Here is a 21,951-nt window from a genome sequence, read left to right on the forward strand (position 1 = left end):
GGAGGAAGGCGCGATGCTCTACCAAGGCAGCTGCCACTGCGGCAAGGTCGCGTTCGAGGTCGAAGGCGAGCTGACCGGAGCCGTTCGGTGCAATTGCTCGATCTGCTCGCGCAAGGGTGCACTGCTATGGGCAGTTCCGCATGAGAGCATGCGGGTGCTTGCCTGGGGCGATGATCTCGGCCGCTACAGCTTCGGCAACCATGTCATCGCCCACCGCTTCTGCCGCAGCTGCGGCATTCACCCCTTCGCCGAGGATGTCGGCGAAGGGAGCGGGCGAAGTGCCTATATCAATATTAATTGCATCGAGGCGTTGGACGTCGCCGCCGTGCCGGTCTTCGACTTCGACGGCCGTTCCGTTTAGGCCTTGGGGTCGTCGATCGGCTTGGGGCCAAGGAAGAACGCCGCCAGTGCCGCAAGCAACGTCGCCGCCGCGCAATAGGCGAAGGCGGTGGCAACGCCGGTATTGTCGACAAGCAGGCCGCCGAAGACGGCGCCCAACGCAATGGCGACCTGGAACGTCATAACCATGAGCCCACCGGCGCTTTCCGCCTGATCGGGGGCGGCCCGCACCAGCCAGGTCTGCAGCCCGACTGGGACGGCGCCGAAGGCAAAGCCCCAGCTGGCCACTGCTATTGCAGCCACGACGGGTGAACCTCCGACCACCAGCAGCAGGAGCGCCGAAAACGCGATCAGCAGGGGCGCCAGGCTGACGGCTGCCTTGAGGCTGCGTTCGGCAATGAAGCCGCCGGCAAAATTGCCGAAGAAGCCACCAATGCCGTAGGCGAGCAGCACAAGCGAGATCGTCTCGATGTCCAGCGCGGGCACCTTCTCGAGAAACGGGAGGACATAGGTGAAGCCGGCAAAATGTCCCGAGGCGACCAGTAGTACCACCAGCAGTGCCACCCTGATCATCGGCCGCTTCATCACCTCCAGCAGCGTGCGAAAACCTGCCGTACCTGCAGGCTGCAGCTTCGGAATGGTAGCCACCTGCACCAGCAGCGCCAGCGCTCCGACCACGGCGGCGATCATGAACGCCGTCCGCCAGCCCCAGATGTCGCCGACATAGGCGCCGACCGGAGCCGCGCAGACCGTCGCCACCGAAACGCCGGTGAGAATGATCGACATGGCGCGCGGCATCAGCCGCATCGGAACGAGCCGCATGCCATGGCTGCCGACATCGACCAGAAGCCGCCAAGACTGATCCCGAGCATGATGCGGGCAATCAGAAGAACGGGAAGCGAGGACGCAAACGCGGCCACCAGGTTTGACAGCACAAGCAGCACCGTCAGCGCCCACATGACCAACCTGCGGTCCAGCCGCTTGGTGACAATGGCCATGGTCGGCGCCGCAATCGCGCCAATGACGGCGGTTGCCGTTACCGCCTGCCCGGCGGCGCCTTCGGTGATGCCGAGATCCTGCGCAAGCGGCGTCAGCAGGCTGGCAGGCAGAAATTCCGCGGTCACCAGGCCGAAGACTCCGAGCGCCAGGGAGACCACTGCCCCCCATGCGGGCTCGGATCGTTCGCCGGTTTCCGATGGGTCGAGAACGGCGTCCATGACGCCTGTCGCGGGTTCGGTCATGAGGGATCTCCGATCTGGTTGCAGCGCAGCATCTGGCTGCAGTGCAACATAGGGAGTGACTGTCTGGAGTTTCCATGCTAGAAACACCATTATGCTTGACCGTTCGTCCAAAATCCCCGTCACCGGTGATCCGCTGACAGACATATTGCGCGGATTGCGCCTCGAAGGCGTCGATTACGGCCGTTGCGAGATGAAGGAACCCTGGGGCATCCATTTTCCGGCTCAGGCGGCGGCACGGTTTCATTTCATCGGCCGCAAAGGCTGCTGGTTGCTGCAGCCGTCCGGCGAATGGGTGGAACTGAAGGCTGGCGACGCGGTATTGTTGCCGCGCGGCTCAGCCCACACGCTGGCGAGCGAGCCGGGTACCGAGGCGGCGCCGATCCACGGCTATGAGGTCGAGGAAATCTGCAAGGGTGTCTATTGCATGTCGAATGACGGCATGCCCGGCTGCCGTCCGGGGACCTTGCTGTTTTTCGGCAGCATGTATTTCAATCTCGATGGCTTGCACCCCTTGCTCGGCATGATGCCGGACGTGATGCGCGCACATGAGTTGGAGGCCTATGAGCCAGGTATCCCGCATTTGCTGGAAGCGATGGCCCGCGAGGTGATGATGGAGCGCGTCGGCTCCGGCGGCATCCTGGCGCGGCTGGCCGATGTGCTCGCCGCGACCGTCATCCGCTCATGGGTCGAGCGCGGCTGCGGCGACTCTTCCGGTTGGATTGCGGCGGTCAGGGACCGCGAGATCGGCCGGGTGCTGGCCGCGATCCATCTGGAACCGAACCGCGACTGGACGGTGGAAGCTCTGGCGAAGATGATGGGTGCCTCGCGATCAGGTTTCGCCGAGCGCTTCGCAACCATTGTCGGCGAAACACCGGCAAAGTACGTCACGCAGGTGCGGATGCACCAGGCGAGGCAATGGCTGGTCCGCGACCGGCTCAAGATTTCCGTCGTCGCGGCTCGTCTCGGCTACGAATCCGACGCCTCCTTCAGCCGCGCCTTCAAACGGGTCATCGGATCGCCGCCTAGCCATTTCCGGGCCGAGGAACAGGCTGATATCCGCCAGGCCGGCTAAACGTTGGCCGGGTTATTGCTCGGTGATGCAGGCCGAGCCGGCGCTGCTCTTGCAATATTTACCGGAAGCCCCGCACCTGCCATCCGAGACTTCCACGACGGTGCCGCTCAACAACAGCTTGCAGTCGCTGGTGGACAGATTGACCGTGCCGTTGAGATCCTTGATCTTCTTGGCGTCGACCTTCGCGCCGGCGACAACTTTCTTGGCTGCCTGCGCCTCGCCCAGATGCGCCGCCGACAATCCCATACCGGCGACGAGTAGGATCGTCGCAAAACCGCGAAATAGAGTTCCCATAGCCAACCCTCCGTTTTGGGCCTCCAAATTGGGCTTGCAAAGCCCGTTTGGGACCAAAGGATCAGCCTATTTGACAAATCGGAGCATCCGCATCCCCCGTATGGGGGATGACGGGAAGACTCGAGCATTTAGCAGCCAAGGGAATCACTCGACGTCGCACAAATGCGGCTAAAACACATGGTTTAGAGCGGTATGCACGGCTCGATTTGAACGCATCCGTTCTAGCTGCAGCAAAGAGGCTTGTACTTAGCCGGCGTGACGCAGGCTTATTCCGCTGCCCTTGTCGAACAGCACCACCTTGTCCGGGTTCCAGGCAAAGCGCACCGGCTGCTCTATCTGCACGTCGGTCCTGGCCGGCACGGTGGCGCGCAGCATGGTGTCGCCGACCCGCAGCGTCAGGATCTTTTCGACGCCATGGTTCTCGACATCGTGGACCCGCGCCTCGACCGGCGCGCCGGTCTCGAGATAGACGTCTTCAGGGCGAATTCCGAAGACGAGCGGGCGACCGTCGGTCGCCGCGCCCGTCTTTAGCCCCCCCGAAGTCTTGGCACCCCCCGAAAACGGCAATTCGAAATTCAGCGGTGCCATCACCGCACGTCCGTTGACAAGCTTGCCGTCGATGAGGTTCATCGGCGGCGAGCCGACGAAGCTTGCCACGTAGGTGTCGCGCGGATTGTTGTAGATCTCGTTCGGCGTGCCGGTCTGGACGATGCGGCCATGGTTGAGCACGCCGACCTTGTCACCCATCGACATCGCCTCGATCTGATCGTGCGTCACGAACAGGAAGGTGGCGCCAAGCTGCATCTGCAGGTTCTTCAATTCGGTGCGCAGCGCTTCGCGCAATTTGGCGTCGAGCGCCGACAACGGCTCATCCATCAGGAATACCCTCGGCTTGCGCACGATGGCGCGGCCGATCGAGACGCGCTGCATCTCGCCGCCTGAAAGCCTGTCGGTCTTGCGGTCGAGCAGATGCTCGATCCGCAGCGTCCTGGCCGCGCGGTCGACGCGATCCTTGATCTCGGCATCGGGCAGCCGGCGGATTTTCGGCTTCAGCGGAAATTCGAGGTTCTGGCGTACGGTATAGCGCGGGTAGAGTGAATATTGCTGCAGCACCAGCGCCACGTCGCGCTCCGCCGCGCCCCAATCGGCGACATCGACGCCGTCGATCAAGACCTGACCTTCGCTCGGTTTTTCCAGGCCGGCAATCATGCGCAGCGTCGTCGTCTTGCCGGCGCCGGTCTCGCCGAGCAGGACGAAGAACTCGCCATCGGCGATGTCGAGATCGAGCCCGGTCAAGGCGGTGTGGTTGCCGAATTTCTTCGAGATGTTCTTGAGCTGGATGTGGGCCATCAGAGTCTCACTCCCAGCGATTTGCCGCTCGCCGTGTCGAAGAAATGCGCCTGGCCGGGATCGATTCTGACGAAGACTCTTTCGCCGGGGCCGCCGATGAAGCCGCTCTTGGTGCGCGCACGCAGCATCTTGGAGCCGACCTTGAGGTCGACGATGTCGAAGGAGCCGAGCGGCTCGACGATCTGCGTCTCCACCGGCAAGAACCCTTCGGCTGCTTCGCGGCGGACGAGGACGCCTTCCGGCCGGATGCCGAGCGCGAGTTGGCCGCCGGCATGGCCGTTGAGCTTCGACAGCAAGGCGCGCGGGAATTCGAAACCGGCGGCCGCATCGCCGACGGTGACCGAGGCCGACGAGGCTTTCTCGGTCACCGAAGCGTCGGCGACGTTCATCACCGGGCTGCCTACAAATTGCGCGACGAAAAGGTTCGCCGGATGCGAATAGACCTCGTCCGGCGAGCCAACCTGCTGCAGCACACCTTCATGCATGATGACGATGCGGTCGGCGAGGCTCATCGCCTCGATCTGGTCGTGGGTGACGTAGATGCTGGTCGAGCCCTGCTTGATGTGCAGCCGCTTGATCTCGGCCCGCATCTCCTCGCGCAGCTTGGCATCGAGCGCCCCGATCGGCTCGTCCATCAGCATCGCCTTCGGCCGCCGCACCAAGGCTCGGCCGATCGCCACGCGCTGCATGTCGCCGCCCGACAGCGCCGACGGTTTCTTGGCGAGGAGATCGCTGATCTGCAGCGTCTTGGCGACCGAGCGCACCTCGCTGTCGATCTCCGCCTTGCTCTTGCGCGTCGCCCTGAGCGGAAAGGCGATGTTCTCATAGACGCTCATATGCGGATAGAGCGAGAACGACTGGAAGACCATGGCGATATCGCGATCGGCGGCCTTGAGGTGCTGGACCGGCTTGCCGTCGATGAGGATGTCACCGCCGTCGATCGTCTCCAGCCCGGCAATCGCCCTGAGCGTCGTCGTCTTCCCGCAGCCCGACTGGCCGAGCAGCACGATGAACTCGTTGTCGTCGATCTTCAGGTTGAGGTCTTTGATGACCTGGACGGCGCCGAAATATTTCTGGATGCCTCGAAGCTCGATCTGGGTCAATGCTGTGCCCCCGGATTTGCCCCTTGCCCGGTGCCGGCCTTCTCCTCCGGCGCGATCTTGGAGGTGATGTTGAAGCCGATCAGGCCGATCAGGATGATAGTCACGCCATAGCTGTGCAGCAGCATGTTCCACGGCTGGCAGAGCGCGATGATACCGAGCACCATCAGCACCTGGCTGCCCGGTTCGAGATATTTCTGGTTGATGTCGCGAAAGCTCATTTGCGGATCGCTCCAAACGACATGCCGCGCAACAGGTGGTTGCGGAGCAGGAAGGTGAAGATCGCGACCGGCAGCAGGAACAGGAAGGTTCCGGCGGCAATCACCGTCCAGTCCGGCAGGCCGGAACCGACCTGGCTGGGGATGAAGGGCGGTGCTGTCTGGGCACGGCGGCTGGTCATGATCAGTGCGAAGGCATATTCGTTCCACGCCGTGATAAAGCAGAACACGGCGGTGGCGGCGATGCCGGTGGCGGCCTCGGGCAGCACGATCTTGAAGAAGGCCTCCATGCGCGTATAGCCGTCGACGAGGGCCGCCTCCTCATACTCCTTGGGGATCTCGTCCATGAAGCCTTTCATCAGCCACACCGAGAAGGACAGGTTGAAGGCGGTGTAAAGGATGATCAGGCCGATATGGGAATCGTTGAGGCCGACCGCCCGGTACATCAGGAACATCGGAATGGCGACGACCACCGGCGGCAGCATGCGTGTCGACAGGATGAAGAACAGTAGGTCCGCCTCGCCTTTTACCTTGAAGCGCGAGAACCCATAGGCGGTGAAGGTGCCCATGCCGACGGCTAGGACGGTCGAGGTTATGGCAACGATCAGTGAGTTCATGAAACGGCTCGGATAGCCCGACCACTGCACCTGGCCCTTGCCGTCGCGCACGATCTTTTCGCCCCCATTGAAGACGACGCGCTCCCACCACGGCGCAGCCGCGTACTCCTCCGGCGACGGCGGGCTGCGCAGCTGCGAACGCTTGGTAAACAACTTGACGAAGGGCGATATCTCCGGCTGGAAAACCACCGTCGGCGGAATGGTGGTGGCGAGGTTGCGCGGCTTGAACGCCGTCGAGGCGATCCAGTAGATCGGCGCCAGGAAGATGATCGTCACCAGCAGGACAGCGACGATGGCGACCCGGTTGAAGGTGATTTCGGAAGAAGTGCGGACTGCGGCCATCTCAGCGCTCCTTCACCTTGTTGAGGTATTTGACATAGATGTTGGTGATCGCCAGCACCATGATCAGCACGATGTAGGCGAGCGCGCAGGAACGCCCGGTCTGCCATTCCTGGAACGCCATCTTGTAGAGCCGGATCGAGATCAGCTCGGCCGTCGGCTGGCTGGTCAGGATGTAGGCGAGGTCGAAGGTCTTGAACGCCTCCATGGTGCGGAAGATGACCGCGATCATCAGGATCGGCGCAACCAGCGGCAGCGTTATGCGGAAGAAGGTGTAGAACGGTCCGGCCCTGTCGATCGCGGCTGCCTCGTAGAGATGCTTGGGCACGGCCGACAGGCCGGCCAGCGACAACAGCATGACGAAGGGCGACCACATCCAGATGTCGGTCAGCGCAACCGCATAGAGCGCCATTTTCGGGTTCGACAGCCATTCGAAGGTGCCGAGGCCGAGCGCATAATTGATGATGCCGAAGGACGGATCGTAGAGCAGCTTCCAGAACAGGCCGACGACGGCCATCGACAGCATCATCGGCAACAACAGGAGCGTCGTCAGCAGGCCCTTGAGCGGAATGTCGCGATTGAGCAGCATGGCCACGCCGAAGCCGACGAGCAGCTGGCCGGCGACCGAGATGATGACGTATTTTGCGGTGATGGCGAAGTTGGACCAGACATAGGGATCGCTGAGCAGGTCGCGATAGTTTTGCAGCCCGACGAAATTCGCCGCCGCGCTGGTCGAGGCGCGGAAATCGGTGAACGAATAGCCCAGCGAATAGATCAGCGGGAAGATGTTAAAGACGATCAGAAACAGGATCGTCGGGATGATGAAGAGATTGCGGATCGAAATGTCGCTTAGACCGCGAGCGGCGGCCCGCGAGGACCTGTCCAGCGTGGTGATCATCGTGGTCGCCAAGACCCTGCTCCCGGTTCAAAAATCAGAAAAAGAAACGGAGGAGGCACGAACGCCCCCTCCGTGAAACTTCATACTTATTGGCCGCGGCCGTATTTCTTGAAGGTCGCGTTCCAGTCGGCTGCCAGTGCGTCCAGCGTCTCCTTGGCGGTGCCTTCGCCGCCGATCATGTAAGGATAGATGCGCTGGTTAAGCTGCTGCAGCAGTTCAGCGTATTCCGGAACCGCCCAGAAGTCCTTGACCTTGAACATGGTCTCGTAGAACGCCTTGTTGTAGGGCGTGGCGTTCTGGAATTCGGGCGACTTGAGCACGGCGGCACTGCAGGTGTAGCCGCCAAGCGCTGCCCATTTCTTCTGGGTCTCGTCCTTGATGAACCATTCCAGGAACTTCGTCGCCTCTTCCTGCTTCTGCGAGTAGGAAACGATGGAGATGCCCTGACCGCCGAGTGCGGCGAACTGGTCGCCGCCAGGTCCGGCTGGATTGGCGAAGAAGCCGGTGTTCTTGGCGTTCGGGTTCGACGCCTCGTTGATCAACGAGGGGAAGAACGCGAAGTAGTTCATGCTCATCGCGGCCAGGTTTTCAGTGATCGCCTGGTTGTCCTCGACGAAGAACGACTTGGCCCAGCCCGGAGGCGTGAACTTGTAGAGTTCCTTGTAGGCGTCGAGCGCCGCGATCGCCTTGTCGGAGTTGATGAAGCCATCGACCTTGTAGGTCTTATAGTCACCCAGCTCGCCGCCAAAGGAGAACAGCGCGTTTTCGAAGCCCATCGCCATCGCGTCATAAGAATTGTCGGTGTAGATGGCGATGCCGTATTTTTTCTGGTCCGGCCGGTAGAAGAATTCGGCGATGTCGCGTAGCGCCTTGAAATCCTTCGGCACGTCGAGATCGTAGCCATACTTGGCCTTGAAGGCTTCCTTTTCCTTGGGGTCTTCGAACCAGTCCTTGCGATAGGACCAGCCGACGGCGTCGCCTTCGAGCGGAATGGCCCAGTACTTGCTGCTGCCGCCCGGATATTCGGCATAGTATTTCACCGTGGCCGGTGCCATCACTTCACCGACCTTGTGCTTGTTGAAGAAGTCGGTCAGGTCGACATAGTGGCCACCGGTCGAGCCAGCACCAAGCCATTGCGAGTCGCCGACGACCATATCGTAGGCGTCGCCATGGGCGTTGAACTCGGTGAAGGCCTTGGTCTGGAAGTCGGGCCACGGTGTGGTTTCCACCGTGATCTTGACGCCGGTCTCCTTCTCGTACTCGTTCCCGAGTTCCTGCAGGTAATTGGCCGGATCCCATTCCGCCCAGAAGATTGTAAGTTCCTTTTCCTGCGCGTAGACGGACGTTCCGCAGGCGAGCACTAGGCCGATACCAGCAAGCAAGCTGGTCATTGTCTTGCGCATAATGATTTCCTCCCTTGTGCGCATTCTACCGCGTCATGCGAGCCGGCGGCGAGGCCGGCCCTGGTAGTCCTCCCGTGACGGCACCGTTCCGGTTTTTGAGCCTCCTCGCTCGACCGAAACGGATCTCAGCCTTCACCTTTGATCCGCTTTATTTGTCCTGATCTGGTATTACCAATTTAAGAGGAACGTCAAGCCCTTTCTTGGACGGTGGCGGACACGCAGACAAGTTGGCTTCTGCGATATCTGCCTGTTTTTCCCTGAATTTTCCTACTCCTTGATACATGAATGCCTTACTTGGGCCGCTGCATCGCTAGTAGCATGAATAGCCAGGTTGAAAATCTGGTCGAACCAGATTGGCGTCATCTCACGGCGGTCGTCGGCGCGATCCCATCTCCTTCAATCATCGATTCGGTCATAGCCGCGCGCACAAGAGCGCCGGCCGCCCATTGCGCAACCGACATCATACTGCGGCTATCCAATCCCCATATATCCTTTAAAACGATCAGCACCTCAACACCGAAGATCAATGACAGCGCCTGCGCGAGCCGCTTGAATTCGCGCGGCGGCAACCGGCCTTTGAGTGGCGCGATCGCATCTTTCAAAAGATCGACGCGATGGCCGCGCGTGAAGGCAGGTTCGCCGTCAAGCGTGCCTGCCTGTCGCTGCGCCCACTGGTCGAGCGACAGTTTCAGCGCCGCCTTGAACGTCGCTTCGAAGACCTCGATGCGCGGCATGGCGGTCTCGAACAGCTCGGCGACCCGGCGCTCGGGATCGGCAGAGCTCGATTTCCACGTAAGGATCGGCCCAAGCCCCTCATCGACCACCGCCTGCACCAACGCCGCTTGGCTCGGAAAATACCGATAGGCGGTGGCGCGCGAGACCTCCGCTGCCTCCGCCACCTCGCTGACGGAGGGCGTGGCGCCCGCCTGCATCAGCATTGTCGCCGTCTCCAGCATGAGACGCCTGGTGCGCGCGCGGGCCCCGCGCTCTACCTGGGGGTTCGGCCCTTGGCTGGCATCGTCGTCCATTGCCGCTTGTTGACGTGAGACATTCATGTCAATACGATACGCGTGTCTCAAAAAATTGCAATGGCCCTTGGCGCCGTCGAACGGCCGGGCAAAAAGGGGCGGCTGCGCCGAACACGCCCAAGACCGGGGAAACGCGATGAAGCGCATCTATGTGGTGGGCACCGCCGACACCAAGGGCGAGGAACTCGCATTTCTGGCCGATGCGGTCGCGGCTACCGGCGCTTCGATTGCCCGTGTCGACATCGGAACACGCGGCGCGACCGTGCCGGTCGATGTTTCGGCGGACGAGGTCGCCAGCCACCATTCCGAGGGTCGCAATGCCGTGCTCGGCGTCGACGATCGCGGCACCGCGGTGGCGGCGATGGCTGCCGCCTTTGCCCGGTTTGTCCAGTCGCGCAACGATATTGCCGGGATTATCGGCATTGGCGGCGGTGGCGGCACCTCGATCATCACCGCAGGCATGCGCACGCTGCCGCTCGGTCTGCCCAAGATCATGGTTTCGACGTTGGCCTCGGGTGACACCGCGCCTTACGTCGACGTCTCTGACATCGTCATGATGCCGTCGGTGACCGACATGGCCGGCCTCAACCGGCTTTCGCGTGTCGTGCTGCACAATGCCGCCCAGGCGATATCAGGCATGGCGACAAAGCCGGCGCCGCCGCCCGACGGCAAACCGTCCGTCGGCCTCACCATGTTCGGCGTCACCACGCCATGCGTGACCGCGATCGCCGATGAGCTTCGTTCGACTTATGACTGCATGGTCTTTCATGCCACCGGCACCGGCGGCCGCACCATGGAAAAATTGGCCGACAGCGGCCTGTTGTCCGGCGTCATCGACATCACAACGACCGAAGTCTGCGACTTGCTGTTTGGCGGCGTGCTGCCGGCGACCGAAGATCGCTTTGGCGCCATCGCCCGCACCGGGCTGCCTTATGTCGGCTCGGTCGGCGCTCTCGACATGGTCAATTTCTGGGCGCCGCCGACAATTCCGGAACGCTATCGCGGCCGGCTGTTCTATGAGCACAATCCAAACGTCACACTGATGCGCACCACTGCCGACGAAAGCAGAACGATCGGCGAATGGATCGGTACAAGGCTGAGCCTCTGCCAGGGTCCGGTTCGTTTCCTCATTCCGGAGAAAGGCGTGTCGGCGCTCGACATTGAAGGCGGCGCCTTCTTCGACCCTGAAGCCGATGCCGCTTTGTTCGAGGCGATCGAGCGTACCATCAAACCCGCCAAAACGCGGCGCGTGCTGCGTTTGCCGCTTCATATCAACGACCCCGAATTCGCCTGGGCTGCCACAACGGCCTTCCTCGACATCGCCAGACAGTGAGACACCAAGACATGGCCGCCATACCGCGCAAGAAAATCCTGGAGAAATTCCGCAAGATGATCGCGGACGGCGTGCCGATCGTCGGCGGCGGTGCCGGCACCGGCCTGTCGGCCAAGGCAGAGGAAGCCGGCGGCATCGACCTGATCATCATCTACAATTCGGGCCGCTACCGCATGGCCGGGCGCGGCTCGGCCGCCGGCCTGCTCGCCTATGGCAACGCCAACGAGATCGTCAAGGAAATGGCCTACGAAGTGCTGCCGGTAGTGAAGAAGACGCCGGTGCTGGCCGGCGTCAACGGCACCGATCCCTTCGTCATCATGCCGCTGCTTTTGGCCGAGTTGAAGACGATGGGTTTTTCCGGTGTGCAGAACTTTCCGACTATCGGCCTGTTCGACGGCCAGATGCGGCAGAGTTTTGAAGAAACCGGCATGGGCTTCGGGCTCGAGGTCGACATGATCGCCGAGGCTCACAAACTCGACCTGTTGACCACGCCCTATGTCTTCAACGCAGACGAGGCGCGCGCCATGACAACAGCTGGCGCCGACATCGTCGTCGCCCATATGGGGGTGACCACCGGCGGCTCGATTGGCGCGACATCGGCTAAATCGCTGGACGACTGTGTGAGCGAGATCGACGCCATCGCCAAAGCGGCACGCTCAGTGCGCGAGGATATGATCCTGCTTTGCCATGGCGGGCCGATCTCGATGCCGGACGACGCCAGATATGTTCTCGAGCGCTGCAAGGGCCTGCACGGGTTCTATGGCGCCAGTTCGATGGAGCGGCTGCCGGCGGAAGCCTCAATCGCCAGGCAGACGGCGGATTTCAAGGCGGTCACGTTCGGCGCTGCGTAGAGACCAGCAAACAGAAGGGTGGAACGATGACGGAGAACAGCAAGGTATTCGTATATCCAAAAGACGTCAGCGCCTTCGGCTTCGACTGGGGCAGGCTGTCGCTGACGGTCGCTCCCGAAGTGAACGGCGCAAAGCGATTTTCCGGTGGTGTCGTCGACCTACCGTCAGGCAAAGGCCATACGCGTCATAACCATCCGGGTGCGGAGGAGATCATCTTTGTCATCTCAGGCAATGGCGAGCAGATGGTCGAAGACGAGAAAGGCAACCCGGTCGTCGAGAAAGTCGGCCCCGGCTGCACCATCTATGTGCCGGAAAGCCGCTTCCACTCGACGCTCAATACCGGCGATGCGGCCATGCAGCTTTTCGTCGTCTATTCGCCGGCAGGGCCGGAACTGGCATTGCGGGAGTTGCCGGATTTCAGGTTGATCCCGCCGGGCAGATAATGTCACAGGCTGAGGCCAATCTTCATCGCACGAGCGACCCTTGCTAGGTTGTTAGTATCGCTTCCCAGAGCGAGCCTATCCGGCAAAGTGGGGACATCGCGCTCTGATCGGAAAGCATCCGGCGAAGGTAAGCGCGCCACCCAGTAGGACAAACAGTTTTCCGCTGCCTCCGGACCAAGCTGCCAGAGTACAAATCGAACAGCATTTTCAGGGAACATGAAGCCCGGAACTTCAGAACATGCGACCTGTTCGGCTAGTTTGCGCGGAACGTCGAAACGTTCGAAGAGCGGCAGGACAGTCGTTTGGATGTTGGCAACGATGTTCGCGATTTCAGCCTGGCGGGTATGCGGGTTTGCGATGTTCCATGTCCGCCGTCCCACTCCTTTATTGCCTTGCTGTAGACCGACGCATGCACGACGAGTTCGACGTACTCGCCGCCGACGTTCAGATAGTTTGATTGAAAGGAGATTTTGAATGCCCAGTCGCCGGCCCGACGACTCGCATGAGGACCGGTTTTCGCAAAGCGGAACGCAATCGGTTCGAACTCCATGGAGATCTGCTCGCACCCGTCGATAAAGACCTGCTTGGGCAGTTCGCGTTCCATATCGGCAAATGCTCGCTGGTGTGACCAATTGTTTGCTCGAACGAGGTAATCTCAAGAACGGGCTAGGTACCAGCGCCTAAGCCGCCCCCGCCCCTGTTCCAGCCCCGGCCCCGATCGCCGAACATGACGTAGCCGGCATCGGTCACCGCCACCGTATCCTCCAGCTTGATGAAGCCGCGCGTCGGGTGGAGCATGGTCGTCTCGACCGAAAGCACCATGTTCTTCTCCAGCGGCTTTGCGGCATAGGTGCCTTCATATGTCACCGGATGGTTGGTCATCAGGAACGGCGCTTCATGCGTGATCAGCCCCATGCCATGCGCGAAAAAATCAGTATAGGCCGCAACCTTGGATTTCTTCAGAACGCCTTCGGCATGAGAAATCATGTCACCGCCCAGCGTGCCCGCCTTGACCTTGGAGAAGGCCGCCTGCTGCACTGTCTCGATCTCGGCCAGCAGATCCTCGAGTTCGGCGTCAGGGTCGCCCAGCACGCCCATGCGGCAAAGATCGCCGATATAGCCGTGGTAGTTGCCGCCGGAATCGATCGACATCACTTCGCCCCGTTTCCACGCCTGCGGCGAGGCTGCGCGGTTGTGGCTGGAGCCTAGCGTCAACAGGCAATATTCGAAATGCGCGCCGCGATTGGTCTCCTCGCGCCTGAGATGTTCGATGATCTCGCTCTTTGTCGTGCCTTCGCGTGCCCAGCCGATGGTCGCCAGCATGGAATCGGTGATCAGCTCCGAAGCGATGCGCAGCTTTTCCAGCTCCGCCTCGGTTTTGATTGCCCGCATGCGCTCCAGCATATCAGTCGCATCGATCAGCTTGGCATCCGGCAGCGCGTTGCGGATCAGCATATAGGCGTCGGACGGCAGGAAGGCGGGCTCGATGCCGATGCGGGCATTGCCCTTGGTGATCTTTCGCAAATGCTCGACCGCCAGATTGGCGGCATCGAGCGTACCCCAGCAGGCGGCATGCAGTGTCGGCGTCCAGAATGGATGATTCTGGTGCTCGCCGCCTTCCATGCGGTTGCCGATGTAGGCGGCATGCTCCGGCCCACCTTTCTCATAGACGACGAAAGGCAGATAACGGCTGTGGCCGATTGCATCCATGGCGGCGAAGAAGATGAACTTGTAGCCGCCAAGCAGATATTGCGTGTTGTGCTTGGAGGTGGCGAGCAGCACGTCGATGCCGGCCTCCTCCATCAGCCCGTCCACCCTGGCCTGGTCGAACGGCACGCTGCCGACGGCATTCTTGCCTGGGGCAATGTTCATGTCTCTCTCCCTGAAATCCCTTAGCCGGCCGCTCGCCGGCACCGGCTTTTCCGGCTCTGAACCTCGGCTATGCTTAAATCTGCATCATTTTGCCCGATCTGGTCCAGCCAGAACGGGCGAACCAGCCCCAAAAGCTGCTCCACCTGCTGCACTTTACCCCAGCCTGGTCCTGCTAGAACCGCGCGTCGAACCGTTTTCTGTACAACTGGTCCAGCGGACGGAAATTTCAAAGCCACGTAGAGATGCGCCAATTCCGTCTTTGGCGAAACCCCGCACAAGGCCCATAATCAGCTTTGCAGGATGCTTACGAGCGTCCGAGGGGTACGGCGGACCCGGCTGGGTCCGCGGAGAGGACGGAGTTCGATCATGCCAGAGTTCACCATTTCCAGACGTACAATGCTGGCCGGTTCGGCGTTGCTGTTGGCCTCCACCGCCATGCCGACGATCGGCTCGGCGCAGACGCCGAGAAAGGGCGGACGACTGGTTGTCGCCGCCGATTCCGAGCCGCGCAATCTCAATCCGGCGATTGTCGCCTCGAACGGCGTCTTCTTCATCTCGAGCAAGATCGTGGAAACCTTGGCCGAGGCCTCCTTCGGCGGCAAGGACGGGCTCGATCCGCGGCTGGCGCTCAGCTGGGAAGGTGCCGCCGACGGCCTGTCGCTGACGTTCAAACTGCGCGAGGGCGTCAAATGGCATGATGGGAAGCCATTCACCTCAGCCGATGTCGCCTTCTCGGCGCTGCAGGTCTGGAAGCCGCTGCAGAATCTCGGCCGCACCGTGTTCAAGGATCTGGAGGCCGTCGACACGCCGGACGAAACCACCGCCGTGTTCAAATTCGCCAAGCCGACACCGTTCCAGCTGATCCGCAACGCCTTGCCGGCGCTGAGCAGCGTGGTGCCCAAGCACATCTACGAGACCGGAAAGATCGAGGACAACCCGGCCAACAACGCCCCGGTCGGCACCGGACCGTTCAAATTTGCCGAACACAAGCCCGGCGAATATTACCGGCTGGAGAAGAACACCGACTATTGGGGCAAGGACGAGCCCTATCTCGACGAGATCATCTATCAGGTGCTGCCGGACCGCACGTCGGCGGCCAGCGCCCTGGAAGCCGAAGAGATCCAGCTCGCCGCCTTCTCCGCCGTGCCCCTGGCCGATCTCGACCGCATCTCCAAAGTGCCCGGTCTCAAGGTGATCACCAAGGGTTATGAAGGGCTGACCTACCAGCTCGTCGTCGAGATCAATCATCGCCGCAAGGAGTTGGCCGACCTGAAAGTACGCCAGGCGATCGCTCACGCCATCGACAAGGATTTCGTCGTCGAGACGGTATTCCTTGGCTATGCCGCCACCGCCACTGGCCCGGTGCCGAAAAACGACCCGCAATTCTACACCGCCGACGTGCCGACCTACGCTTTCGACGTCGCCAAGGCCAATGCCTTGCTTGACGAGGCCGGCTACAGCCGGGGCGATGACGGCAAGCGCTTTTCATTGAGATTGCTGCCGGCGCCTTACTTCAACGAAACCAAGCAGTTCGGCGACTATCTGCGCCAGGCGCTCGCCGTCATTGGCATCGACGCCCAGCTGGTCAACAACGACTCTGCCGCGCACATCAAGGCGGTTTACACCGACCACGCCTTCGACCTTGCGGTCGGGCCGCCGGTGTTCCGCGGCGATCCGGCGATCTCGACCACCATCCTGGTGCAGAGCGGTATTCCCGACGGCGTGCCCTTCTCCAACCAGGGTGGCTACAAGAATGCCGATCTCGACGCCCTGATCGCCAAGGCATCGGAGACGCTCGACACCGCCGCCCGCACCGAACTCTACAAGGAGTTCCAGAGAAAAGTTGCCGCCGACCTGCCGCTGATCAACGTCGCCGAATGGAGTTTCATCAGCGTCGCCCGCGATACGGTCAACAACATCGCCAACAACCCGCGCTGGGCGGTATCGAACTGGGCGGACACTTGGCTGGAGGCTTAGGCAGGTCGGCTCAAGGCTTGCACATCGCCTATGTGGGTGCTCAGCTTCGGCTATGAGAGTTCCTTCGCGCCCCCCTCTGTCCTGCCGGACATCTCCCCCACGAGGGGGGAGATCGGCTGTCATTGTCGCTTTCGCCAATCTCCAGCGTTGCAAGACGGCCGGCATCGCCGAAACTGCCAATCTCCCTCCTTGTGGGGGAGATGTCCGGCAGGACAGAGGGGGGCGCCGTAAAGCGCGGCACGGAAGACTTGGCTCTCCTATCGGCGTTGCGCCATGACCCGCGCCGTCATCCTCCTTCGCCGCCGTCTCGTCGGCAGCATCTTCGTGCTGCTGATTGTCGTCATCGGCACGTTCCTGTTGCTCGAAGCCGCTCCCGGCGACGCGGTCGATGCCTACATCGTCTCGACTGGCGGCGACGCCGGCATGATCGAGCTGTTGCGTCACCGCTGGGGGCTCGACCAGTCGGAGCTGACGCGGCTCGCCAATTACCTTTGGGCGCTGCTGCATCTCGATCTCGGCCAATCGGTCAGCTTTTCGCGGCCGATCCGCGATGTCATCCTCGAGCGCCTGCCCAACACGCTGCTGTTGATGGGGAGCGCCACGGCGCTCTCCTTCGGCCTCGGCTCGGCTCTCGGCATCTATGTCGGCGCCAGTCCCGGCAGCTTCCGCGATCGTTTCCTGTCCATCGGTTCGCTGGCGCTCTATGCCGTGCCGGGCTTCTGGCTCGGGCTTGTGCTGATCATTGTCTTCGCCGTCGACCTGCGCTGGTTTCCGATCGGCGGCATCGAGAGTATCGCCTCGGCCAAGAGCGGCCTCGATCGCGCCGCCGACATCGCCCGCCATCTCGTCCTGCCGGTTTCGGCGCTCGGCTTCATTTATCTCGCGCTCTATCTGCGCATGATGCGCGCCGGCATGGCCGAGGTGTGGCGACAGGACTTTGTGCTGGCCGCCCGTGCCAGGGGACTTTCCCGCCGTCGCATCGTGCTCGCTCACGTCGCCCGTAACGCGCTGTTGCCGCTGGTCACCATGTTCGGCCTGCAATCCGCGCAAATGCTGGGCGGCAGCGTTGTCATCGAAAGCGTCTTTTCCGTGCCAGGCCTTGGCCGGCTGGCGCAGGAAGCGGTGGCCGCGCGGGATACCCCACTACTGCTCGGCATCATTCTCGTCAGCGCCGTCCTGGTCGTCATCATCAACCTTCTCGTCGACATCGCCTACGCCTTCCTCGATCCGCGCGTCGGCGCCAGTGAGGCCGGCGCGTGAGCCCGCTTCGCCGCTTTCTCCGGACCCCGGAAGCGATCGCCGGCGCGGTCATCCTGGCGGCGCTGTTTGCCATGGCGCTTGCCGCACCTTTGTTCTTTCCCGGCGATCCGCAGGCGATTGCCGGGCCGGCGTTGCTGCCGCCGTTCCAGGACTGGTCGTTGCCACTCGGCACCGACCGCCTCGGCCGTGACGTGCTTGCCGAGCTCTTCCATGGCGCCCGCACCTCGCTGGCGGTCGGGCTGGCAGCAGCCGCCGCCGCCCTTGCCGTCGGTGCCGTGATCGGCACGTTGGCCGGCTTTGCCGGCGGTCTTGTCGACGAGATGCTGATGCGCATCACCGACGCTTTCCAGACCGTCCCAGCCTTTCTGCTGGCTTTGGCTTTCGTCAGCATCGTCGGGCCGTCGCTCGGCGTCGTCGTCGCTGCGATCGCGCTGGGCGCCTGGACCGGACCGGCACGCGTGGCGCGCGCTGAAGTGCTGTCGATCCGCGAGCGCGATTTTGTTGCGGGCGCCCGCGTCATCGGCATGCATCCGCTGGAGATCGCCTTTCGCGAGGTGCTCCCCAATGCGCTGCCGCCGATAATGGCATTGTCGTCAGTGATCGTCGCCGCGGCGATTCTCACCGAAGCGGCATTGTCCTTCCTCGGCCTTGGCGACCCCAACCGCGTAACCTGGGGCGGCATGATCGCCGAAGGCCGCGCCGTGCTGCGCACCGCGCCCTTCCTGTCGATCATTCCGGGCGTAGCGCTCGTGCTGACCGTGCTCGGCGTCTATCTCACCGGCGAAGGCGTCGTCGAGACCACGGCGATGAGGAGGAGCCTGTCGTGACGGCGCTTGCTTCGATTCGCAGTCTGACGGTGACCTATCGCCGCGACGGCGCCGAGGTGGCGGCGCTAAAGAATGTCAGCCTCGACATCCCCGCCGGCGAGCGCTTTGCCATCATCGGCGAGAGCGGTTCCGGCAAGAGCACGCTGGCGCTGGCTATTGCCGGGCTGCTGCCGGCCACTGCCAAGATCGAAGGCCGTATCGATTGGCTCTTGCGCCCGCCACCAATGTTTGGTGCCAAGGCACCTGCCGGTCTTCGCGACCATGCTCCAATCGGTGGCCGTGACATCGGCTTTATTTTCCAGGACCCATCCGCAAGTCTCGATCCGGTGATGCCAATCGGCAAGCAGATCGCGGAAGTCGCCTACACCCATCTCGGCCTCAGTTGGCGAGACGCCTATGCCAAGGCAAAAACCCTGCTCGAACGCGTCCGTCTGCCCGACCCCGATGTCGCTTTGCGTGCCTTTCCACATCAGCTCTCCGGCGGCCAGAAGCAGCGCGTGGCGATCGCCGCAGCGATTGCGGCCGGGCCGAAACTGCTGATCGCCGACGAGGCGACCAGTGCGCTGGACACCATCGTGCAGGCCGAGATTGTCGGGCTGATCCGGCGACTGGTGGCCGAGGACGGTATGACGCTGCTGTTCATCAGCCACGACATTGCGCTGGCCGCTGAGCTTGCAGAGCGCATAGCGGTGTTCCGGCATGGCGAGCTGCTCGAGCTCGATTCGACAGCCCAAATCGTCAATGCCCCGCGGCACGCATACACTCGTGTGCTGCTTGACGCTCATCTCGGCCTCGACGCCGAGCCGCTGTTGCGGCGAACATGACCGACCCACTGCTCGCCGTTTCCGGCCTGACCAAACGATACAGTCGCGGCGGCAAGACCATCGCCGCGGTCGACGACGTCTCCTTCCACATCGACCCCGGCGAGACGCTGGCGCTGGCCGGACCTTCCGGCAGCGGCAAGTCGACGATAGCTCGTCTAGTGCTCCGGCTCATCGAATTCGATACCGGCCGTATCGAATTTGAAGGCAGCGATTTCCTGTCGCTGAACGGCGCTGCCTTGCGCGGCCGGCGCACTCGTCTTCAGATGGTGTTTCAGGATCCGCTCGCCGCCTTGAACCCACGCGCCACAGTCGCGCGTGTGCTCGACGACCCCTTGCGCATCCATCACATTGCCTCTGGCCCCGAGCGCCCGCGCCGTATTGCAGCTCTGCTGGAACGCGTCGGCCTCAGCCCCGGTCTCGCCGGCCGCGCCATTCACGAAATTTCCGGCGGCCAACGCCAGCGCGTTGCAATCGCCCGCGCCATCGCCACGAAACCGTCGCTGGTCGTGCTCGACGAGGCCGTGTCGGCGCTCGACGTTTCGGTTCGCGCGCAGATCCTGCGGCTGCTGCTCGACCTTCAACGCGAGGAGCGCATCGCCTATCTGTTCATTTCGCACGATCTCGGCGTCGTCCGTGCCATCGCCCACCGCATCGCCATTCTGGACGGCGGGCGGATTGCCGAGCGCGGCGATGCCCGCACCGTCATCGACGCGCCGCAATCCGCGATCGGCAAGGCGCTGGTGGCGGCAGCGCCAAGACTTTCGAGGATCGAACAGGACGCATCATGACCGACGCCGAAGCCAGAGCCGAAAAACTGTCGCGCGAACTCGATTCCGCCTTCCGCAACCGTGCCGATCTCTATCGTCTGTTGCTCGACGAGCTGACCGCGGAAGTTGGCGCGGAAAAGGCTGAGGCGATCATGATCCGCACCATCGAACGGCGAGGCAGGGAGGTTGCGGCGGCGGCCTTCGCCGATTTCGGCCCCAACGACGCACCGGCGATTGGCGAGGCGTTCCTGGCCGTCAGCCCGGATGGCGGCCGCATGTATCCGACCGATGTCGAACGCGGCCCGGACCGCATCGCCTTCAGGGTCAGGCGCTGCCCGCTGAAGGACGCCTGGGTCGAAGCCGGCATCGACGACGAGAAGCTCGCCACGCTCTGCCGCATCGCCGGCGCCTTCGATCGCGGCCTGTTCGAGGCCACCGGAGTGCGCTTCGACAACGTCACCTGGACGGCGGGCCACGGTTCCGGCTGCTGCCACATCGCCTTGACCAACCGCGATGCCGGTTAGAGCTGCAGCTCGAGCCGTGTCGGCGAAGAAGTGGAGTTCCGTTCCGTTGGGCAGCACGGAGCCAAACACCCCGGCGCCATAAGGCAAGCGGGAATTTTGATGTGTGCATTGCAAGGAATTCGTGCGGACAGGATCTGCCTCGGTGTCCCGCTGTGTCGGCTTCGTTGCTAAGTGTCCGGGTTGCTAAGTGTCCGGCCGGAGACGTCTTTGTGGGTTCATGGTTGTGGCCTCGAGCCACGGCAATCAAATCAATCCGAGATTCTGTCGGATTGCGGCATCCTTGTTCGTCTTCTGTAGGGGAGTTCCTGGAGGTGAACTATGAGCGAATTGCCGGTGGTCAAAACGCGACGCAAAGGCAAGACCCTTACGCAGAGCATGCTGATCCCAACCGAGAAAATGGTCGCTGACGAACTCCGGGCTGCACGACCTGGCCACTTTTCGGACCTTGCAGAGTTACGACGTAAGCTCGCGGCAAAATACGGAGCAGACGCCTGCTGCCCAGTGACTGTGCGGCGGCACCTGGTGCCTATCAGTCAAGACGGCAGCGCGCCCTTTTGGCGCGTCGTAAATCCCGATCGGCCATTCGCCCGACGTATGAGAGGTGGATCGGAGCACATACGCGAAAAATGATACCCTCCGGCGAAGGCCGCCTTGCGAGAGGACGGCACGGTAGCGAGGCTGCGCTCTTAAGGTCGCCCTTACGAGCGAAGTTAGCAGCACAGCATGAGCCATGTGACGTTATTGACCGGGCCTGAGCGTCGTCGTCGTTGGCGTGAAGAGGATCAGTGCCGGATACTGGCCGCGGCATTCGCGCCCGGGGCCACAGTGGCGGCGGTAGCGCGTCAGTACGATGTCGCGACCAGCCTGATCTATAAGTGGCGCCGCACGGTGAGAGCCCGCGAGACGGGCTTTGCCGAAGTTGTCGTGGCTCCCGATGAGCCTGTCGCCGTTTCGCGGCCGGCGGCATCCCCAGCGGTGATCGAGCTGGAGGTCGCCGGCAAGGTGCGGCTGCGGATTCCGCTGACCACGCCGCCAACACTGGCGGCAGCGATGGTGAAGGCGCTGGGCGTTTCATGATCCCGGTTCCGAGCCAGGTGCGGATCTGGTTGGCGGTCGGCCGGACCGATATGCGTCGCGGGATGCAAGGCCTCGCTCTGCAGGTTCAGGAGACGCTGGGCCGGGACCCGCATGCCGGCGATATTTATGTCTTCCGCGGCCGCAGCGGCAATCTGATCAAGATTATCTGGCATGATGGGCTCGGCATGTCGCTGTATGCAAAACGGCTCGAGAAGGGCCGGTTTCTATGGCCGTCGCCGGCGGACGGCACGGTTTCCATATCACCGGCGCAGCTCGCCTACATGCTCGACGGGATCG

General features: G+C 62.3%; 23 protein-coding genes and 1 pseudogene. 13 read left to right on the forward strand and 11 right to left on the reverse strand.

The genetic code is table 11. The annotated features are described in order from the left end of the window. Nucleotides 1-13 precede the first annotated feature (13 nt). Nucleotides 14-361 carry a GFA family protein gene (locus NKJ81_RS02130; protein WP_023675184.1) on the forward strand — a complete coding sequence of 116 codons (348 nt, stop codon included), beginning with the start codon at nt 14-16 and terminating at the stop codon, nt 359-361. On the opposite strand, the pseudogene NKJ81_RS02135 reads toward NKJ81_RS02130, so the two are convergent. Continuing rightward, nucleotides 358-1,580: pseudogene (locus tag NKJ81_RS02135) on the reverse strand (MFS transporter). The gene NKJ81_RS02130 and the pseudogene NKJ81_RS02135 sit on opposite strands and share 4 nt — an antisense overlap. 91 nt (nt 1,581-1,671) lie before the next feature. Here NKJ81_RS02135 and NKJ81_RS02140 point away from each other — a divergent pair. Further along, nucleotides 1,672-2,652, forward strand: coding sequence for an AraC family transcriptional regulator (locus tag NKJ81_RS02140; protein WP_352539463.1), 981 nt, complete (start codon nt 1,672-1,674; stop codon nt 2,650-2,652). A 12-nt stretch (nt 2,653-2,664) separates the two neighbouring features. On the opposite strand, the gene NKJ81_RS02145 is transcribed toward NKJ81_RS02140, so the two are convergent. The 8 genes from NKJ81_RS02145 to NKJ81_RS02180 all read right to left on the reverse strand — a co-directional run bounded on the left by NKJ81_RS02145 (nt 2,665) and on the right by NKJ81_RS02180 (nt 9,926). Then, nucleotides 2,665-2,946: a hypothetical protein gene (locus tag NKJ81_RS02145; RefSeq protein ID WP_352474067.1), complete on the reverse strand. Its 282-nt coding sequence runs from the start codon at nt 2,944-2,946 to the stop codon at nt 2,665-2,667. A gap of 246 nt (nt 2,947-3,192) precedes the next feature. After that, nucleotides 3,193-4,296 (reverse strand): ABC transporter ATP-binding protein, encoded by a 1,104-nt coding sequence (locus NKJ81_RS02150; RefSeq protein ID WP_352539464.1) that lies wholly within the window; start codon nt 4,294-4,296, stop codon nt 3,193-3,195. Then, nucleotides 4,296-5,399 (reverse strand): ABC transporter ATP-binding protein, encoded by a 1,104-nt coding sequence (locus NKJ81_RS02155; protein WP_352539465.1) that lies wholly within the window; start codon nt 5,397-5,399, stop codon nt 4,296-4,298. Before NKJ81_RS02155 ends, NKJ81_RS02150 begins: the two co-directional genes overlap by 1 nt. Continuing rightward, on the reverse strand, nt 5,396-5,617 hold the full coding sequence (locus tag NKJ81_RS02160) for a hypothetical protein (RefSeq protein ID WP_023675179.1): 222 nt from the start codon (nt 5,615-5,617) through the stop codon (nt 5,396-5,398). Before NKJ81_RS02160 ends, NKJ81_RS02155 begins: the two co-directional genes overlap by 4 nt. Beyond that, entirely contained in the window at nt 5,614-6,573 is a 960-nt protein-coding gene (locus NKJ81_RS02165) for a carbohydrate ABC transporter permease (protein WP_292661213.1), read from the reverse strand. The genes NKJ81_RS02160 and NKJ81_RS02165 overlap by 4 nt, the downstream gene beginning before the upstream one ends. Before the next feature lies 1 nt (nt 6,574). Beyond that, complete coding sequence (locus tag NKJ81_RS02170) at nt 6,575-7,480, reverse strand: carbohydrate ABC transporter permease (RefSeq protein WP_254816733.1); 906 nt, start codon at nt 7,478-7,480, stop codon at nt 6,575-6,577. 74 nt (nt 7,481-7,554) lie between these two features. Then, entirely contained in the window at nt 7,555-8,871 is a 1,317-nt protein-coding gene (locus NKJ81_RS02175; protein ID WP_352448404.1) for an ABC transporter substrate-binding protein, read from the reverse strand. 359 nt (nt 8,872-9,230) lie between these two features. Then, nucleotides 9,231-9,926: a TetR/AcrR family transcriptional regulator gene (locus tag NKJ81_RS02180; RefSeq protein ID WP_502904266.1), complete on the reverse strand. Its 696-nt coding sequence runs from the start codon at nt 9,924-9,926 to the stop codon at nt 9,231-9,233. A gap of 109 nt (nt 9,927-10,035) precedes the next feature. On the opposite strand from NKJ81_RS02180, the gene NKJ81_RS02185 reads away from it, so the two are divergent. Genes NKJ81_RS02185 through NKJ81_RS02195 form a run of 3 tightly spaced genes read left to right on the forward strand, consistent with a single transcriptional unit; the run spans nt 10,036 to nt 12,526 of the window. After that, on the forward strand, nt 10,036-11,232 hold the full coding sequence (locus NKJ81_RS02185) for a Tm-1-like ATP-binding domain-containing protein (protein ID WP_352539466.1): 1,197 nt from the start codon (nt 10,036-10,038) through the stop codon (nt 11,230-11,232). An 11-nt stretch (nt 11,233-11,243) separates the two neighbouring features. Next, entirely contained in the window at nt 11,244-12,083 is an 840-nt protein-coding gene (locus NKJ81_RS02190; protein WP_352474864.1) for a phosphoenolpyruvate hydrolase family protein, read from the forward strand. A 26-nt stretch (nt 12,084-12,109) separates the two neighbouring features. Then, nucleotides 12,110-12,526 carry a cupin domain-containing protein gene (locus NKJ81_RS02195; protein WP_352539467.1) on the forward strand — a complete coding sequence of 139 codons (417 nt, stop codon included), beginning with the start codon at nt 12,110-12,112 and terminating at the stop codon, nt 12,524-12,526. Nucleotides 12,527-12,779: 253 nt separating this feature from the next. On the opposite strand, the gene NKJ81_RS02200 is transcribed toward NKJ81_RS02195, so the two are convergent. Then, the gene (locus NKJ81_RS02200; protein ID WP_352539468.1) at nt 12,780-13,130 is read right to left on the reverse strand and encodes a hypothetical protein; all 351 of its coding nucleotides are present in this window, start codon (nt 13,128-13,130) and stop codon (nt 12,780-12,782) included. 62 nt (nt 13,131-13,192) lie between these two features. After that, nucleotides 13,193-14,398 (reverse strand): M24 family metallopeptidase, encoded by a 1,206-nt coding sequence (locus tag NKJ81_RS02205; RefSeq protein ID WP_352539469.1) that lies wholly within the window; start codon nt 14,396-14,398, stop codon nt 13,193-13,195. A 366-nt stretch (nt 14,399-14,764) separates the two neighbouring features. On the opposite strand from NKJ81_RS02205, the gene NKJ81_RS02210 reads away from it, so the two are divergent. The 8 genes from NKJ81_RS02210 to tnpB form a co-directional block, all read left to right on the forward strand. Further along, entirely contained in the window at nt 14,765-16,375 is a 1,611-nt protein-coding gene (locus NKJ81_RS02210) for an ABC transporter substrate-binding protein (protein ID WP_352474860.1), read from the forward strand. Nucleotides 16,376-16,648: 273 nt separating this feature from the next. Further along, nucleotides 16,649-17,635: an ABC transporter permease gene (locus NKJ81_RS02215; RefSeq protein WP_352491792.1), complete on the forward strand. Its 987-nt coding sequence runs from the start codon at nt 16,649-16,651 to the stop codon at nt 17,633-17,635. Further along, complete coding sequence (locus NKJ81_RS02220) at nt 17,632-18,462, forward strand: ABC transporter permease (RefSeq protein WP_352539470.1); 831 nt, start codon at nt 17,632-17,634, stop codon at nt 18,460-18,462. The genes NKJ81_RS02215 and NKJ81_RS02220 overlap by 4 nt, the downstream gene beginning before the upstream one ends. Beyond that, nucleotides 18,459-19,286 carry an ABC transporter ATP-binding protein gene (locus NKJ81_RS02225; RefSeq protein WP_352539471.1) on the forward strand — a complete coding sequence of 276 codons (828 nt, stop codon included), beginning with the start codon at nt 18,459-18,461 and terminating at the stop codon, nt 19,284-19,286. Before NKJ81_RS02220 ends, NKJ81_RS02225 begins: the two co-directional genes overlap by 4 nt. Next, nucleotides 19,283-20,074, forward strand: coding sequence for an ATP-binding cassette domain-containing protein (locus NKJ81_RS02230; RefSeq protein ID WP_352539472.1), 792 nt, complete (start codon nt 19,283-19,285; stop codon nt 20,072-20,074). Before NKJ81_RS02225 ends, NKJ81_RS02230 begins: the two co-directional genes overlap by 4 nt. Next, the gene (locus tag NKJ81_RS02235) at nt 20,071-20,577 is read left to right on the forward strand and encodes an L-2-amino-thiazoline-4-carboxylic acid hydrolase (protein WP_352474855.1); all 507 of its coding nucleotides are present in this window, start codon (nt 20,071-20,073) and stop codon (nt 20,575-20,577) included. Before NKJ81_RS02230 ends, NKJ81_RS02235 begins: the two co-directional genes overlap by 4 nt. Before the next feature lie 723 nt (nt 20,578-21,300). Then, on the forward strand, nt 21,301-21,654 hold the full coding sequence (gene tnpA, locus NKJ81_RS02240; RefSeq protein ID WP_031239744.1) for an IS66-like element accessory protein TnpA: 354 nt from the start codon (nt 21,301-21,303) through the stop codon (nt 21,652-21,654). Then, nucleotides 21,651-21,951: IS66 family insertion sequence element accessory protein TnpB (gene tnpB, locus NKJ81_RS02245; protein ID WP_352539473.1), on the forward strand; the 301-nt coding region annotated here is incomplete at its 3' end. The genes tnpA and tnpB, both read left to right, overlap by 4 nt.

It is taken from the genome of Mesorhizobium sp. M0018 (genome assembly GCF_040323955.1).
Taxonomy (GTDB): Bacteria; Pseudomonadota; Alphaproteobacteria; order Rhizobiales; family Rhizobiaceae; genus Mesorhizobium.